Below are 15,692 nucleotides of genomic sequence, written 5' to 3' on the forward strand. Positions count from 1 at the left end.
TGTCTTCGCCGTAGCGGCAGCGTAGACGCGCCTTCGATTTTTGCAATACGTCCCGTCGCCGCAGTCCTGACAGCTTCTCATGACGAGGGTATTTCATCCGGTGGCCGCGGCGCCGGCCGCATCTGCCCGCCATCGAAAAGATGGACAGCGCCATGGCCGACCGAATCGCGCAGCGCCTCAGCCGGGTCGCGGCCGGCGGCTCGTATCATCAAGATACGCAGATTGCCGGCATGAGTGACCAGCAGCGACGGCGGTGCCCGATCCAGCTCTTCGAGCAGGCTACAGGTGGCGCGGTCGATATCGGCGTAGCTTTCGCCGCCAGGCGGAGCATAGGACCAGCGATCGGCCTTGCGCCGTCGCCGCTCCTGGGGAAAGCGCGCCTTGACCTCCAGCGTCGTCAGGCCCTCCCAGTCCCCGAAACCCGCCTCGCGCAGTCGCGTATCGACGCTGAGCGCTTCCTCCGGCAGGCCGAGCGCGTCGCGCACGATCCCGGCTGTTTCGCGGGCGCGTGCGAGCGGTGAGGTCATGATGCGTTCGGGCGCCGGCAGGTGCGGCTGTTTCGCCAGCATCGCCCGAAGACCCGCAACACCGGCCAAGGCCTGCGCGCGACCTTCGGGCGAAAGCGCGATATCGCTGTGCCCCTGGAAGCGGCCTTGCGCATTCCACGCGGTTTCGCCGTGGCGCATTGCGTAAAACGCGGTTTTGACCATAATTTACTCTGATTGGGCGCCGTTTTGTGGCATTAAATCTGAAAAGATTGGCATTTTCGGCGCAGATTTCATGAAAAACCAATCCCTTTTCGGGGCGATCGTTCAGCAATTGCAGCTCTTGCGCCCGATCCTGTTTGTCCTGAGCGTCCTCGTGTTGCAAGCCCTGCTTCATGCCGGCGCGGCGCTGGCACAGACGCCCCAGGCGCAAACTGGCGACGAGGCCGCGCTGGAAGCGTTTCTGGAGGCGGCCCGCAAGGACGGCTCCACTGTGATCGTCGTGCGGCCCGGCGGCGACGACAAGGAGGCCGCCGCCCCGCCGATGACGATGGCGTTTTCGAGCAAGAACCTGCTCGAGGCGCGCGCCAACATGCGCCGCATGATCGCCAACGCGATGGTTTTCCTCGACAACCTGCCGAAATCGCTGAAGGCGGCGAGCCCGGACGGCACCGCCTGGTGGCTGGTCGTCGGATTGGTCACGGCGGTCGGCGGCCTGATTGCCGGGCATTACATGTTTCGCCTGGTCACGCGCTGGGGTCGTGATCATTTCCGCGCACTTTATGACGAAAACGAGCAAAAACGCTCCGGAAAGCTCGCCTATCTGCTGGCGCGGGCGGGCTGGATGCTCTTGAGCGCGACGGTGATGTTCGTCACCGCGATCCTCGTGGCCGTCATCTTCGATTCAGGCCATGAACCCACCCGGGCGACGATTTTCATCATCGTGTCGACCTATATCGGCTACCGCGTGCTGCGCGGCGTCGTGTTCTGGAATTTCTTCGCGCCGACATCCCCGGCGCACCGCCTCGTCGATCTTGACGACGCACAGGCGCAGCGCATGTTCCGGCACTGGGCGATCGCGCTGGCGATCGGCGCGATCATCATCGGACTGTGCCGCTGGATCCAGATTCTGGCGCTGGACGATGGTCCGTCCGGCGCCGCGATGGACACCGTCAACGCCGACGCGCACAGCCTCGCCTTCATTGTCGGCCTGCTGATCTGCGCGGCCATGCTGGCCCTTCTCGCAGTCCTCCACCGGCAGGATCTGCGCATCATCATCCTGGGCAAGGGCGACCCCGCGCAGAAACCGGCCTGGCTGAAAACCATGGCCTTTCTGGCGGTGCCGCTGCTGCTTCTATATCTGGCGCTGGCCTGGTTCGTCAGTTCGGTGCGCCTGACGCTCGGCCTGCCGGGCGGTTATATTCCCGTCCTCGCCCCGATCATCGTCTTCGTGGCCGCGATCTTCGCCTACGCGGTCGCCTCCTATCTGATCGAAATCGTCTACGAGCGGCGCGCGGCCGCCCATCTCAGGCGCGAGCAGATGAAGCTGCAGGCCGAAAAGCAGGCCTGGGAGCGCGCCCAGGCCGCCGACGAGATGATGTCCGAAATGAGCGAAGACATGCGCGACATGATCGAAGAGGGTGGCGAGATGACCGTCATGCGCACCGCCCAGGAGCCCTCGACGGCCATTCGCCCCTATTTCCCCGCCTTCAAGCCGTTTTTCGAGAACGTCGTCCAGGCCACGATCCTGGTGGTCTCGGCCGGCGAGCTCGCCCGGCTGTGGGGCATCGATATCGGCCGCGAGGGCGGACATCCGCTCGCCGCCGCCCTCGACATCCTGCTTGCCGTCATCGTCGCGGCTTCCGCGTACCGGACCGTCAACGGCTACATCGATCACCGCATCATCGAGGAAGGCGGCACGCTCGACGACCAGCCGAGCAATCCCGGCGAAGGCGACAGCGAGGGCGGCAAGGGCCAGTCGCGGCTCGCGACCCTGTTGCCGATCTTCCGCAACGTGCTGATCTCGGCCATCGTCGCCATCGGCGCGATGGTGGTGCTGGCCAATCTCGGCGTCGACATCGGCCCGCTCTTCGCCGGTGCGGGCGTGATCGGCATTGCGATCGGCTTCGGCGCCCAGACCCTGATCCGCGACATCTTTTCCGGCGCGTTCTTCCTGATCGACGACGCCTTCCGCAAGGGCGAATATATCGAGATCGACAATGTGAAGGGCGTGGTGGAAAAGATCTCGATGCGCTCCTTCCAGCTGCGCCATCATCTCGGCGCCGTCCACACGGTGCCCTTCGGCGAGATCCACCAGCTCACCAACTATTCCCGCGACTGGGTGATGATGAAACTGCCGCTGCGGCTGACCTACGACACCGATATCGAAAAGGTGCGCAAGCTGATCAAGAAGCTCGGCCAGCAATTGCTCGAGGATGAGGTGGTGGGGCCGCTCTTCCTGCAGCCGCTGAAATCGCAGGGTGTGTACAAGATGGAGGATTCGGCGATGATCGTGCGGGTCAAGTTCATGACCCGGCCCGGCGACCAGTTCGTCACCCGCAAGGTGGTCTATGCCGCGATCCGCGATCTGTTCGAGAAGGAAGGCGTGCGCTTCGCCCATCGCGAGGTCACCGTGCGGCTTGCCGACGGCGAAAAGGCGAGCGAATTGAGCCCGGAGCAGAAGGAGGCGATCGCGGGGTCGGTGCGCGCGGCGATCGACGACGAAGAAGCCGCTGGCAAGAGTGCCGGCAAATCGACCACGCCCGCGCTCTGACCGGCAAGCGCACGACACCATGGCCACGCCCCGCCCGCCACTCGACACGACGACCCCGTTTGGCCAGCGCCAGCCCGGCTTCGCGGCGACCGCGGCCTGGCGTCTGGCCACCGCCGGCCTGCTTTCGCCCGCGGCCCGGCGCCTCGTGCGCAAGCGTCTCGCCGGCCGCTTTGCCGGCCCGTTCGATGTCGAGGTGGCGGGGCTGAAGCTGCGCGCCTATCCGACCGAAAACCGCGACGACCGTATCCTGCTCGGTCGCGGAACCATGCCGGAGCCGGCCGAACTGGCACTGATTACCCCCCGCCTCGGGCCGGGCATGGTGTTCGTCGACATCGGCGCCAATGTCGGCACCTACGCGCTGTTCGTGGCAAAAGCCGCCGGACCGAGCGGGCGGGTGCTTGCCTTCGAACCGCATCCGCGCACCTTCGCCAAGCTCGCCTTCAATGTCGCGGCCAACGACAACGGCGCCATCGTCGCCAGAAACCTCGCGATTGCCGAAACGGCTGGCACGATGACGCTCCATAGCGACGGCGGCGGCAATATCGGCCATGCCTCGCTGCTGGCCGAAGCCGCCGGCACGGTGCGCGCCGGACACGAGGTCGCGGTCCGGCCGCTCGCCGCCGAAATCGCCGACCAGGGGCTTACGCGGATCGATCTCCTGAAGATCGACGTCGAGGGTTTCGAGGACCGCGCCCTGTTGCCGTTTTTCGACCAGGCCGAACCGTCGCTATGGCCGGCCGCGATCCTGATCGAGACCGTCTTGTCCCAATTGTGGCGCACGGATTGCCTCGCCGTCCTGGCGCACCGCGGTTATGTCGTGGCCGGCAAGACTGCGGAGAACGTGCTTCTTGCCCGGTAGCGCGCGAGCCGCGTCGCGCCTCGTCAGGCCTTCCGGTAAAACACGTCGCCGACGACAAAGCCGTCCAGCCCGGTGTCGCGGGCATACCGCACCAGGTCGCTCATCCGGTTGATGAAGCCCTTGCCGGAAAAATTGAGCGAGGTGTTGCACAACACCCCGTAGCCGGTCGCCGCCTTGAACGCCGTCAACAGCGCGTGGACCTGCGGGTTCTGGGCCTGCGTCACCGTCTGGGCGCGCGCCGAGCCGTCGACATGCGTCACCGCCTTCAAAGCGTCGGTGGTCACCGTCTGGAAGAACAGCATATGCGGGCTCGGCCCGTGATGGCCGAAATGGCGGTCGAGTTCCTCTTCCAGAAGGATCGGCGCGATCGGCCTGAATCCTTCGCGCTGCTTGATGGCGTTGAGCCGCGTGTGGGTCTCGGCCGAAAAGGGAGCGGCGATCAGCGAGCGGTTGCCGAGCGCGCGCGGTCCGATCTCGTAGCGTCCCTGCACCCAGGCAAAGACCGCCCCCGCCTTCAGCCGCGCGGCGAGTTCACCATCGTCGCGGGCGACGGCCTCGAAACCGGACAGATCGGCCTCGTCATGCACGAAATCCTCGCCGGCATAGGCGTCCCAGGCGATCTTGGCGTTGCCGGTGTAGCGATACTGGGCGTCGGCCGCCGTGCCGATCGCGGAGCCGGAATCGTTGGTACAGGGCTGGACGAAGACGTCGGCAAACAGGCCGGAGCCGATCCAGGCGCTGTTCCAGTCGCAATTGAGCCCGCAGCCGCCCGACACCAGCAGCGGCAGGCCCTCGGTCATCTCGCGGCGCGCAAACGCGGCGAAACGCTCGAACACGGCGTTCTGGAACCGGCGGGCGAGATTGCGGAATTCCTGGCTTTCGAGGCCGATGTTGAAAAACGGCGTGTCGGTGAAATCGGCCTTGCGCAACGGGGCGGCGACCGCGTCCCAGGCGATCAGCCGTTCCATCAGCACGCGCTCCTGCGGCGTTTCCGGCGTATCGTGTCCGTACCCGGCGATCGCCATCAGCTTGCCGGCGTCCTCGCGCCGCGATTTGCGCGCCTCGACCGGCAGTTTCGGATCGGCGAGGCCGTAGAGAAAGCCATATTTGTGGCCGGGTCCCGACATTGGCGTGCCGAGCCTTCTCACCCCGAGCTTTTCGTCGATCCGGTAAAAGCTGCCGATCACGCCTTCCCAGACCAGCGCATAGCACGGCTGGCCTTGCGCAAAGGGCGACATCGCATAGCTGCCGACAATATGGGAGCGTTCGTGCGAGGAAGAGAAATAGCGAACGTCGCGGCCCTGGAAACGATGCGGCCGGTCGATGATGCCGGCCTCCATTTCGCCGAAATAGCCGGCCCCGATCGGATCGGCCATCGGCCGGAAGGAGCGCAGCCAGCCGGATACGGCCAAGACGTCGGGTACGTTGTCGGCCAGCGACAGTCCGTGCAGCATCAGTTCCGGCGTGATCGGCCCGTAGCGCGGCCCGGAATCCTTTTCCGCCTCGATCGAGAAGGCGAGCCGCCCGTCCTCCAACAGCGCGACATGGCCGTCATGGCCGGGCTTGTAGGCAAAGATTCTCATGAAGGCTCCGAACTGCGGGAGAACGAGACGGCTGCGGCGAACCAACCCCCTGTCCTTACCCGATCATCGTTCGGCATGAAACCGCTCCCGGCGCTCAAGAGCGCCGGGATCGTCTGCAAGGCTACTCCGCCGCCTCGACGAACTTCTTGGGCGTATAGTTGAGCACCGGCCCGAGCCAGCGCTCCACGGTCGCGACCTCCATGCCCTTGCGGGCGGCATAGTCCTCGACCTGGTCGCGCTCGACCTTGGCGACGCCGAAATAGTAGCTGTCGGGATGCGACAGATAGAGCCCGGACACGGACGAGCCCGGCCACATGGCGAAACTCTCGGTGAGCTTCACCCCGATTTTCGCCTCGGCGTCGAGCAGGCCGAACAAGGTGGCCTTTTCGGTATGGTCGGGCTGGGCCGGATAGCCGGGCGCCGGCCGGATGCCGTCATAGGGCTCGCCGATCAGCTCTTCCGGCGTAAAGGTCTCGCCCGCGCCGTACCCCCAGAATTCCTTGCGCACACACTCGTGCATGCGTTCGGCGAAGGCCTCGGCGAAGCGATCGGCCAGCGCCTTGACCATGATCGAGGCATAGTCGTCATTGGCCCGCTCGAAACGCTCGGCAATCGCGATCTCCTCGATGCCGGCCGTCACCACGAAGCCGCCGATATAGTCCGGTTTGCCGCTTTCGACCGGTGCGACGAAATCGGCAAGCGCCAGGTTCGGCTTGCCGTCGCGGCGGGTCAGCTGCTGGCGCAGCGTGTAGAACGTCGCCAGTTCCTTGTCGCGGCTGTCGTCGGCAAACAGGCGGATGTCGTCGCCGACCGCGTTGGCGGGCCAGAAACCGATCGTCGCCTTGGGCACGAACCATTTTTCGTCGATGATCTTTTTCAGCATTTGCTGGGCGTCGTCGAAGAGCTGGCGCGCGGCCTCGCCCTGCTTTTCGTCCTGCAGGATCTTGGGATAGCGCCCCTTCATCTCCCAGGTCTGGAAGAACGGCGTCCAGTCGATATAACGCGACAGCTCCTCCAGGTCCCAGTTGTCGAAGACACGCGTGCCGGTGAAGGACGGCGCCGGCGGCTCGTAGCCGGCCCAGTCGGGCTTGAACGTGTTGGCGCGCGCCGCCGCCAGCGGCAGCCGGCGCTTTTCGGCCTCGTTGCGCTCGTGCGCGGCCGCCACCTTCTTGTATTCGGCCTGCACGGTCTCGACATAGGAGGCGCGGGTTTCCGGCGACAGCAGGCTCGACACCACGCCGACGGCGCGGCTGGCATCGGTGACGTAGACGGCCTGTCCGCGATCATATTGCGGATGGATCTTGACCGCTGTGTGCACGCGGCTGGTCGTGGCGCCGCCGATCAGCAGCGGAACGTCGAAACCTTCGCGCTCCATCTCCGCCGCGACATGCGCCATTTCGTCCAGCGAAGGCGTGATCAGGCCGGACAGGCCGATAATGTCGACCTTTTCCTCGCGCGCGGTCTGCAGGATCTTGGTTGCCGGCACCATCACGCCGAGATCGATGATCTGGTAATTGTTGCAGGCCAGAACGACGCCGACGATGTTCTTGCCGATATCGTGCACGTCGCCCTTGACGGTAGCCAAGAGCACCTTGCCGGCATTCTTGCTTTCGTCGCCGCTCTCGCGTTTTTCGGCTTCCATGTAGGGCAGCAGATGGGCGACCGCCTGTTTCATGACGCGGGCCGACTTGACCACCTGCGGCAGGAACATCTTGCCGGCGCCGAACAGGTCGCCGACCACGTTCATGCCGGCCATCAGCGGCCCCTCGATGACGTGCAGCGGCCGCTCCGCCTTGGCCCTGGCCTCTTCGGTGTCGTCCACCACATATTCGGTGATGCCGTTGACGAGCGCGTGTTCGAGCCGCTTTTCGACCGGCCATTCGCGCCAGGACAGGTCCTTTTCCCGCGCCGCCTTGCCGCCGGTTCCGCGGAAGCGCTCGGCAAGGTCGAGCAGGCGCTCCGTCGCGCTCCCCTCGCCTTTCGGCGTCCGGTTCAGCACCACGTCCTCGCACGCCTCGCGCAATTCGGCGTCGATCGTGTCGTAGACGGCGAGCTGGCCGGCATTGACGATGCCCATATCCATGCCCGCCTGGATGGCGTGATAGAGGAACACCGCGTGCATCGCCTCGCGCACGGGCTCGTTGCCGCGGAAGGAAAACGACAGGTTGGACACCCCGCCCGACACGTGGACATGCGGCAGGGTGCTGGTGATCTCGCGCGTCGCCTCGATGAAGTCGACGCCGTAATTGTCATGTTCCTCGATGCCGGTGGCGACCGCGAAAATATTCGGGTCGAAAATGATGTCCTGCGGCGGGAAGCCGACCTTTTCGGTCAAAATCTTGTAGGCGCGGGTACAGATCTCGACCTTGCGCTCTTTGGTGTCGGCCTGACCGGTTTCGTCGAAGGCCATCACCACGACCGCCGCCCCATAGGACCGGCACAACCGCGCCTGTTTGAGAAAGGCCTCCTCGCCTTCCTTGAGCGAGATCGAATTGACCACCGCCTTGCCCTGCACGCATTGCAGGCCGGCCTCGATCACCTCCCATTTGGAGGAATCGATCATCACCGGCACCCGGGCGATGTCGGGCTCGGAAGCGACCAGATTGAGATAGTCGACGATGACGGCCTTCGAATCGATCAGGCCCTCGTCCATGTTGATGTCGATCACCTGGGCGCCGTTTTCGACCTGGTCGCGGGCGACCTCGAGGGCGGCGGCGTAATCGCCGGCGGTGATCAGCTTGCGGAAGCGCGCCGAGCCGGTGACGTTGGTGCGCTCGCCGATATTCACGAACGGAATGTCGTCGGTCAGCACGAACGGCTCAAGCCCCGAAAGGCGCATGCGCGGTTCGATGTCCGGCAGCGTGCGCGGCGCGTGTTTGGAAACCGCCTCGGCGATGGCGCGGATATGCTCCGGCGTCGACCCGCAGCAGCCGCCGACGACATTGACCAGCCCCTCCCGGGCGAACGCCTCGACCTGTTCGGCCATGAATTCCGGGCTTTCGTCATATTCGCCAAACGCGTTCGGCAGGCCGGCATTGGGATAGGCGCAGGTGAAGGTGTCGGCGACGCTCGAAATCTCGGCCAGATGCGGACGCATCTGCTCGGCGCCGAGCGCGCAGTTCAGCCCGACCGTGAACGGCCTGGCATGGCAGATCGAATGCCAGAACGCCGTCGGCGTCTGGCCGGACAGGGTACGCCCGGAAAGGTCGGTGATCGTGCCCGAAATCATGATCGGCAGCTCGATCTCCTTTTCGGCGAACACTTCCAGCGCGGCGAAGATCGCTGCCTTGGCGTTCAGCGTATCGAAGATCGTCTCGATCAGCACGATGTCGGCGCCGCCGTCGATCAGGCCGCGCAGCTGATCGGCATAGGCGATCCTGAGATCGTCGAAGGTGACGGCGCGGAATCCGGGATTGTTGACGTCGGGCGAGATCGAGGCCGTGCGGTTGGTCGGTCCGAGCGCGCCGGCGACGAAACGGCGGCGACCGTCCTTCTGCTGGGCGCGGATCGCGGCGCGGCGCGCCAGCCGGGCGCCGTCGCGGTTGAGTTCGTAGACCATCGCCTCCATGCCGTAATCGGCCTGGGCGATCGAGGTGGAGGAAAACGTGTTGGTCTCCAGGATGTCGGCGCCGGCAAGCGCGTATTCGAGGTGAATGTCCTCGATCGCCTTGGGCTGTGACAGGATCAGCAGATCGTTGTTGCCCTGCTGGTGGCAGGCGCAGCCGGCGAACTTCTCGCCGCGATAATCATCCTCGCCGAAGCCGAGGGCCTGAATGCGCGTCCCCATCGCGCCGTCGAGAACGAGAATGCGTTCGCGCGCCGCTTGTTCGAGCGCGGCGCGAATTTCCTTGCCGTCCGGCTTTTCCGCAACCGGGCCGAACAGCTCATCAAGGCTGGAAGCCATAAAATATACTCGCGTGATCGTGTTCTGGAACTCCTTCCATGATCACATAAGGATATCTTTATGTCAACATGACGTCGCAATCGGATGCGATGCCTGTCGCATTCACGAACATTGCGCGCGGTGTCGCGCGCACGATGAAGCGCGCGCGACGCGACAGGCCGCAGGCGGAGCGTCCGGGCGGCCGCCCGGCGCCCCCAACGCGGACCCGAGGCCCGCCGGCGGCGGCTCAGTCGCCGTGCATCTTGCCACCGCCCATGCCGGTGACTTCGAACATCGCTTCGACCGCACCGGCCTTTTCGAAGATCAGCCGGACTGCGAAGCTCTCGCCCTCCTCCGGCTGGGCGCCGAGCCCCATGAACATCAGGTGGAACGAGCCGGGCTTCAGCGTCACGGTCTCGCCGGCCGGGATCGCCAGCCCGTCCGCCAGCGGACGCATGGTCATCACGCCGTTGTCGTCGACCGACATCTCGTGGATCTCGCCACGTTCGGCGATGCCGGTTTCGACGGCGACCAGCCGGTCGTCGGCACTGCCTTCATTGCGGATGACGACGAAGCCGCCCGCCACTTTTGCGCCGCCCGGCGCGGCCCGCGACCAGCCCTTTTCGACGACGATGTCGCCGACCCTGGCTTCGGACGCCATGAGCGAGAACGCGCTCGCCACGAGCAGCGCGAAGGTGAGTACGGCAACACCGAGCCTTTCCTCGAAACTGGCGAGGAAGGACGGTTGCGGGCGGAAGGAACGCGCGAATGCCGCGCTGAAAAAAGTCGACATGATGGTCTCCAAAAACAGTCGTCAGCCGGGGTCTGCCCGGCGGCAAATCCAAAACGGGACCGTCAATAACGGTCCGGATCAGCCCGACAGGGGCGGTGCGCGCGGCCTGCCCGGTTCGCCGCGCCCGCGTGTGGGAAAAACGACGGGATGATAGGTGGCGACCGCCACTTCGCCGGCCAGGCCCGGGCGGAGTGCGGCTGCGTGTGCGACGGTCGCCATGGCCGGCGCGAACATGGAACACGATGCCAGGCAGCAGTTCGGCAGTTGATGACCGCCAGCCCCGTTTTCGCCCGGATCGCCGACAATGTTGCCGATACACAGCGGGTTGCCGAACGCGTCGAGCGCAAGCGGCGCGGCGTTGGCGCCGCCGGCAAAGCCGGCCAGCGCGGCCTGCAGCACAAGGAAGGCCGTCGCAACTATGGCGATCCAGGATCGCGTCCAGTGTGGCCGACTTTGCACGTTGTTTGCCTTTTCCGTTTCGACCCCACTCATACCAGCGCCGCCGATCCGGAGAAATCGCAAATCCGCGCCTGCGGCAATACGGACATTGGCTTATGCCCCGCGCCTGTGCCAATCGATTGACCCGCGCAGCCGCTTGCCTCGCCGCGCAGCCTGTACCAAGTGCCGGATCAATGCACCGTGCGAACGCCCACGAATGGCCCGCGCGCGGTCGCGTATCATGAGGCCATAATGAGCAGAGTGGCAGATTGCCCGGCCGCGCCCCAGGCGCCGCCACAAACGTCGGCATGGCGGCGGGAAATCCGCGCCACGCTGGCGCTTGCCTGGCCGATGGTCATGACCAATCTCGGCCAGAACGCCATGACGGCCACCGACATCATCATGATGGGGCGCCTCGGCCCGGTGACGCTGGGCGCCGGCACGCTCGGCTGGTCGCTCTACTTCGCACCGATGATCTTCGGCCTCGGCCTGATCCTGGCGACGGCGCCGATGATCGCAAGCGAACTCGGACGCCGCCGCCATTCGGTCCGCGACGTGCGCCGCACGGTGCGCCAGGGCCTGTGGATCGCAACGCTGATCGCGGTGCCGATCTGGGTGTTTTTGTGGTTTGCCGAATTGCTGCTGTTGCTGATGGGCCAGCAGAAGGAACTGGCCAGCGAAGCCGGCCGTTATATGGTCTGGCTGCAGTGGGCGATCCTGCCGTTCTTCTGGTACATCGTGCTGCGCTGCTTCATGGCGGCGCTGGAGCGGCCGGGATGGGCGTTGGCGGTGACCTTCTTCGCCGTCGCTTTCAACGTGCTGGCCAATTGGTGCCTGATGTTCGGCAATCTCGGCTTTCCCGCGATGGGCATTGCCGGGTCCGGGCTGGCGACCACCCTGTCGAGCCTTCTGATGTTTGCCGGCGTGTCCCTTGTCGTGACCATTGACAAGCAATTCCGCCGCTACCGGCTGTTCGGACGTTTCTGGCGTCCCGACTGGCCGCGTTTCGTTACCCTGGCCCGTCTCGGCCTGCCGATCGGCGCGATCGTGCTTTTCGAGGTCTCGATCTTTAATGTCGCGGCAATGCTGATGGGGCTGATCGGCACGACCGCGCTTGCCGCCCATGCCATCGCCATGCAGGTCGCCTCGCTGTCCTTCATGGTGCCGATGGGCATCTCCCAGGCGGTGACGGTGCGCGTCGGGCGCGCCTACGGCGCCGGCGACCCGAACGGCGTTGCGCGCGCAGGCTGGACGTCCTTCACGCTCGGCGTCGGCTTCATGGCGCTGATGGCGCTGGTCATGATCACCGTCCCCGATCTTCTGATCGGCGTCTTCATCGACGCATCCACGCCCGAAAGCAGGGCGGTTGCGCAACTGGCGGTGGGGTTTCTCGCCTTCGCGGCGCTTTTCCAGATTTTCGATGGAGCCCAGGCCGTGGCGGGCGGCATGCTGCGCGGCCTGCACGACACACGCGTGCCCATGATTTACGCCGCGTTCGGTTATTGGGGCGTCGGCCTGCCGGTCGGCGCGCTGCTGGCCTTCCAATTCGGCTTCGGCGGCGCCGGCATCTGGGTCGGGCTTTCCTCCGGCCTGGCCGTCGTGGGCGTGCTGTTGCTGGCCCGCTGGCTGGCGCGGGAACGGCTCGGCCTGATCGGACCGCGATAACCGCACAAGACGGTGCGCGACCGCGCGGCTCGCCATCGTCTTTGCACAACGCGATTTCGCAGTTGACGCGATTCGCGCTGCGTGGAAATCGTTGGGCATGTCGAGTGATTCGCCAAGCTGCGCTGCCGGTCCCGCCGGCGGGAACGCGCCGCCGGTCCCGGACCGGCGGTCATGAACGCCGCACGGCAAACGCTCTCGCGCGAGACGCTGGCCGCCATACCGGCCGTCACCACCCGCAGCGACCTGTCCGAGTGTCTCGGCCGCATCTGCGCCGAAGCAGGCGCCGAGCGGTTTCTCTTGCTGGGCACCTTGCTCGACCATGGCGGCGAGCGGCCTTACATCATCGCGTCGAACTGGATTTACGATACCGTCCACATTCTCGGCCTGGAACCGCTCGCGCGGCTTTCGGCCGGCCAGCGCACCTGCGCGATCGGAGAACCGGCAAAACCGATTACCGGAGACGGCGACGGGGCGAACGCCACCGAGGCGCTGCAACAGCTTGCGCGCCACGGCCACGCCGAGATCTACAGCGTGGGGCTGCACGCCACCGCGCAGCGCTGCAGGGCGCTGTTTTCGTCAGGCCGGGTGGGCACCATCGATAGCCAGATGCTGCCGCAGGTGCAGCTTGCCTGCTGCTATTTGCTGTCGCGGATACCTGCCGAGCTTTTGGGCACGCCGCCGCCGAATTCCCTGTCGGTACGCGAGCGCGAATGCCTGCGCTGGGTGTCGGAGGGCAAGACCACCGGTGAGGTTGCGATGATCCTCGGCGTCACCGCCAACACCGTCAACAGCTATCTCGCCCATGCGATACGCAAATACGGCGCCAGCAACCGCGCCATGGCGATCGCCACCGCGATCCGCAGCGGGACCATCTGAACGATGAAGCACCGCACGGCGAAGGACGGCCCGGCAGGCCCCGCCAAGACAAGAGCCGCCGCCGACGGTCTCGACGTCACCCAGGAAAACGTGGCGGTCGTGCTCGACACGGTGCGCCACGCCCGGCGCCTGGCGGCCAGCGCCGCGGCGTCCTTCTACGGTCTTTATGTCGAAACCCGCGACCGCCGCATACCCGGTCTGGCCACGGTCTTCGACCGGGAATTCCCGCGCACGTCCGACCTGTCGCGGGCGATCTGCGGTCCCGCAGGCATGGCGTGGATGGCGACGCGCACCGAATCGCTCGCCCCGGCCTGGTGGTATTGCGAAACCGGCGCCCAGCAATGCCCCGCCTTTTCGCTCGTCTCGCTCGGCCACCACATGCCCGCCCTGACGTCGAACCTGCCGGGCCTGGCCCTGCCGGTATTCGCCGAAGGCGGGATCGGCGGTTTCTTCGTCCTCGCCGGCCGCGACATGGCCGTTGACGACGGCCTGGTGTGCGACCTGCACATCCGCGCCTTTTCGCTGTTCCGGTCGGTGGCCAGGTTGCGCCTGTCGCAGCTCGACGGCACGCCGCCAATGTCCAAACGCGAGCTCGAGTGCCTGACAATGACGGCCGGAGGAAAGACCAGCGAGGACATCGCCGCGGCGCTCGGCCTGTCGGTCCACACCACCAACCAGTATCTCGCCGCCACCACCCACAAGCTCAACGCGATGAGCCGCACCCATGCGGTGGCCAAGGCGCTGCGGCTCGGGCTGATCGCATAGCTCGCAATACCCGCTCAGATGTTGAGCGGCGCCGTGCGGCGGATCTTGGACGCATCCAGAGCGTTGGCCAGAAACCGGGTGTTTTCCATCGGATCGGGCGAAGGATCGTCGAGCGCGACGTAGCCGATCTCGACCCCGGCCTTAAGCGCGGTCATGTTGAGCGTGAAATAGACCGTCGCCCCTTTCGGCCGCAATTGCAGATCGAGATTGACGGTCGGCTCGCCCGACCAGCCGAGATCGACATCGCCGCCGTGACCGAAGCGCAGCGTGTCGGGCATGAAATAGAGCTCGGCCGCCGATTCCACGATATCGGCCAAATTGGCGAAATATTCCAGCCGGATATAGGCCACGTAGTCGGCGACATCGACCAGGCGCAGTTCCGATACGACCTCACGGATCGCATCGGCTACGATGATTTCGCGTGCAGAAGTGTGCGGCTGGCGATTCATGAATGCGACTTGCCTGTCTTCGCGCCGTTGCGGCTGCTGTGAATGATGCGGACCAGTTCCGCGACCGCCTCGTAGAAGTGAGACGGAATCATGCTATCGACCGAAACTTGTTTGAAGATGGAACGGGCGAGCGCCACGTCCTCGAAAACCGGCACATTGTGCTCCTCCGCGATCTCGCGGATCTTGAGCGCAATCAGGTCCTGGCCCTTGGCCACCACCACCGGCGCCGCGTTTTCCTCGCGCACGTAACGCAGCGCCACGGCGTAGTGGGTCGGGTTGGCGACCACCAGCGTCGCGCGCGGGACGGCCGCCATCATGCGCTGGCGCGCACGGTCGCGGGCGAGCGAGCGCATCCGCGATTTCAGGATCGGGTCGCCCTCGGCCTGCTTGACCTCGTCCTTGACCTCCTGCTTGGTCATGCGCAGTTCCTCAAGCCAGTGATAGCGCGACCACAAGAGGTCGACTGCGGCGATGAGGACCATGACGATGGTGATCGTCACCACCAGCTCGACGGCCATGTCGCGGATCACGGTGCCGAAACCCAACGGATGGGTGACCATGCCCTGCAGCAGACGCACATCGACGTCGTGCATGACGAAATACAGAAACACCATCGCAAACAGCACTTTGCCGAGGGACTTGAGGAATTCCACGAAACCCTTGACCCCGAAAATGCGCTTCCACCCGCCGATCAGCGATATGCGGGAGAATTTCGGCATCACGCGATTGCCGACGAAACGCGGCAGGTTCTGGAACACCGACGCCGCGAGCCCGGCCGCCACCAGCAGGAACATCACCACCATGATGGCGCGCGCGATCTCGATAAAGACGGTCTGGTAGAGCGAGATCGCGTCGAGCTCGGTTTCCAGTCGCCATTCCTCCGGCCGTTCGAGGAACGTCGACAGGAAACCGGCCAGCCGGATGCTGGTGTCGTAGGCGAAGAACAGCAGGAAGATGGCGATGGCGGCGAAGGAGGCCAGGATCGGCGTCTCGCGCGAAAACGGCTGATTGCCCTTTTCGATGCTGTCACGGATCTTCTTTTCCGTGGCCGGCTCGGTTTTGCTGTCCTTGTCCTGGTCTTCGGCCATGAAGGAGCCGTCCTTTCATCGCCAGGGCCGCCGCG

At 65.3% G+C, this 15,692-nt stretch carries 12 protein-coding genes; 5 read left to right on the forward strand and 7 right to left on the reverse strand.

Annotation, left to right across the window (positions count from 1 at the left end):
* Nucleotides 1–77 precede the first annotated feature (77 nt).
* Entirely contained in the window at nucleotides 78–710 is a 633-nt protein-coding gene (locus ACT2B0_RS14415; RefSeq protein ID WP_473458602.1) for a histidine phosphatase family protein, read from the reverse strand.
* A gap of 70 nt (nucleotides 711–780) precedes the next feature.
* Between ACT2B0_RS14415 and ACT2B0_RS14420 the strand changes: the two genes are divergently transcribed.
* On the forward strand, nucleotides 781–3,258 hold the full coding sequence (locus tag ACT2B0_RS14420) for a mechanosensitive ion channel family protein (RefSeq protein WP_473458604.1): 2,478 nt from the start codon (nucleotides 781–783) through the stop codon (nucleotides 3,256–3,258).
* A 19-nt stretch (nucleotides 3,259–3,277) separates the two neighbouring features.
* Nucleotides 3,278–4,117, forward strand: a complete 840-nt coding sequence (locus ACT2B0_RS14425) for an FkbM family methyltransferase (RefSeq protein ID WP_473458606.1) — start codon at nucleotides 3,278–3,280, stop codon at nucleotides 4,115–4,117.
* A 23-nt stretch (nucleotides 4,118–4,140) separates the two neighbouring features.
* Here ACT2B0_RS14425 and ACT2B0_RS14430 read toward each other — a convergent pair whose 3' ends face one another.
* The 4 genes from ACT2B0_RS14430 to ACT2B0_RS14445 all read right to left on the reverse strand — a co-directional run bounded on the left by ACT2B0_RS14430 (nucleotide 4,141) and on the right by ACT2B0_RS14445 (nucleotide 10,868).
* Entirely contained in the window at nucleotides 4,141–5,700 is a 1,560-nt protein-coding gene (locus ACT2B0_RS14430) for a carbamoyltransferase C-terminal domain-containing protein (protein WP_473458608.1), read from the reverse strand.
* 121 nt (nucleotides 5,701–5,821) lie between these two features.
* Nucleotides 5,822–9,604, reverse strand: coding sequence for a methionine synthase (metH, locus tag ACT2B0_RS14435; RefSeq protein WP_473458610.1), 3,783 nt, complete (start codon nucleotides 9,602–9,604; stop codon nucleotides 5,822–5,824).
* A 226-nt stretch (nucleotides 9,605–9,830) separates the two neighbouring features.
* Nucleotides 9,831–10,376, reverse strand: coding sequence for a copper chaperone PCu(A)C (locus ACT2B0_RS14440; RefSeq protein ID WP_473458611.1), 546 nt, complete (start codon nucleotides 10,374–10,376; stop codon nucleotides 9,831–9,833).
* A gap of 78 nt (nucleotides 10,377–10,454) precedes the next feature.
* Nucleotides 10,455–10,868, reverse strand: coding sequence for a hypothetical protein (locus ACT2B0_RS14445; RefSeq protein ID WP_473458612.1), 414 nt, complete (start codon nucleotides 10,866–10,868; stop codon nucleotides 10,455–10,457).
* A 198-nt stretch (nucleotides 10,869–11,066) separates the two neighbouring features.
* Between ACT2B0_RS14445 and ACT2B0_RS14450 the strand changes: the two genes are divergently transcribed.
* From ACT2B0_RS14450 to ACT2B0_RS14460, 3 genes are all read left to right on the forward strand, one after another.
* On the forward strand, nucleotides 11,067–12,479 hold the full coding sequence (locus tag ACT2B0_RS14450; protein WP_481658403.1) for an MATE family efflux transporter: 1,413 nt from the start codon (nucleotides 11,067–11,069) through the stop codon (nucleotides 12,477–12,479).
* A gap of 171 nt (nucleotides 12,480–12,650) precedes the next feature.
* Nucleotides 12,651–13,355: a helix-turn-helix transcriptional regulator gene (locus tag ACT2B0_RS14455; protein WP_473458614.1), complete on the forward strand. Its 705-nt coding sequence runs from the start codon at nucleotides 12,651–12,653 to the stop codon at nucleotides 13,353–13,355.
* A gap of 3 nt (nucleotides 13,356–13,358) precedes the next feature.
* The gene (locus tag ACT2B0_RS14460) at nucleotides 13,359–14,120 is read left to right on the forward strand and encodes a helix-turn-helix transcriptional regulator (protein WP_473458615.1); all 762 of its coding nucleotides are present in this window, start codon (nucleotides 13,359–13,361) and stop codon (nucleotides 14,118–14,120) included.
* 14 nt (nucleotides 14,121–14,134) lie between these two features.
* Here the strand turns inward: ACT2B0_RS14460 and ACT2B0_RS14465 are convergent, their stop codons facing one another.
* Nucleotides 14,135–14,569, reverse strand: coding sequence for a hypothetical protein (locus ACT2B0_RS14465; RefSeq protein ID WP_473458616.1), 435 nt, complete (start codon nucleotides 14,567–14,569; stop codon nucleotides 14,135–14,137).
* Nucleotides 14,566–15,657: a flagellar biosynthesis protein FlhB gene (gene flhB, locus ACT2B0_RS14470; protein WP_473458617.1), complete on the reverse strand. Its 1,092-nt coding sequence runs from the start codon at nucleotides 15,655–15,657 to the stop codon at nucleotides 14,566–14,568. Before flhB ends, ACT2B0_RS14465 begins: the two co-directional genes overlap by 4 nt.
* Nucleotides 15,658–15,692: the final 35 nt, after the last annotated feature.

Source organism: Nitratireductor sp. J20-h4 (assembly GCF_056780505.1).

What these genes read in the sequence shown, in the direction of transcription:
- ACT2B0_RS14415 (WP_473458602.1), bottom strand. Translation starts at nt 710, where the DNA reads ATGGTCAAAACCGCGTTTTACGCAATGCGCCACGGCGAAACCGCGTGG.
- ACT2B0_RS14420 (WP_473458604.1), top strand. Translation starts at nt 781, where the DNA reads ATGAAAAACCAATCCCTTTTCGGGGCGATCGTTCAGCAATTGCAGCTC.
- ACT2B0_RS14425 (WP_473458606.1), top strand. Translation starts at nt 3,278, where the DNA reads ATGGCCACGCCCCGCCCGCCACTCGACACGACGACCCCGTTTGGCCAG.
- ACT2B0_RS14430 (WP_473458608.1), bottom strand. Translation starts at nt 5,700, where the DNA reads ATGAGAATCTTTGCCTACAAGCCCGGCCATGACGGCCATGTCGCGCTG.
- metH (WP_473458610.1), bottom strand. Translation starts at nt 9,604, where the DNA reads ATGGCTTCCAGCCTTGATGAGCTGTTCGGCCCGGTTGCGGAAAAGCCG.
- ACT2B0_RS14440 (WP_473458611.1), bottom strand. Translation starts at nt 10,376, where the DNA reads ATGTCGACTTTTTTCAGCGCGGCATTCGCGCGTTCCTTCCGCCCGCAA.
- ACT2B0_RS14445 (WP_473458612.1), bottom strand. Translation starts at nt 10,868, where the DNA reads ATGAGTGGGGTCGAAACGGAAAAGGCAAACAACGTGCAAAGTCGGCCA.
- ACT2B0_RS14450 (WP_481658403.1), top strand. Translation starts at nt 11,067, where the DNA reads ATGAGCAGAGTGGCAGATTGCCCGGCCGCGCCCCAGGCGCCGCCACAA.
- ACT2B0_RS14455 (WP_473458614.1), top strand. Translation starts at nt 12,651, where the DNA reads ATGAACGCCGCACGGCAAACGCTCTCGCGCGAGACGCTGGCCGCCATA.
- ACT2B0_RS14460 (WP_473458615.1), top strand. Translation starts at nt 13,359, where the DNA reads ATGAAGCACCGCACGGCGAAGGACGGCCCGGCAGGCCCCGCCAAGACA.
- ACT2B0_RS14465 (WP_473458616.1), bottom strand. Translation starts at nt 14,569, where the DNA reads ATGAATCGCCAGCCGCACACTTCTGCACGCGAAATCATCGTAGCCGAT.
- flhB (WP_473458617.1), bottom strand. Translation starts at nt 15,657, where the DNA reads ATGGCCGAAGACCAGGACAAGGACAGCAAAACCGAGCCGGCCACGGAA.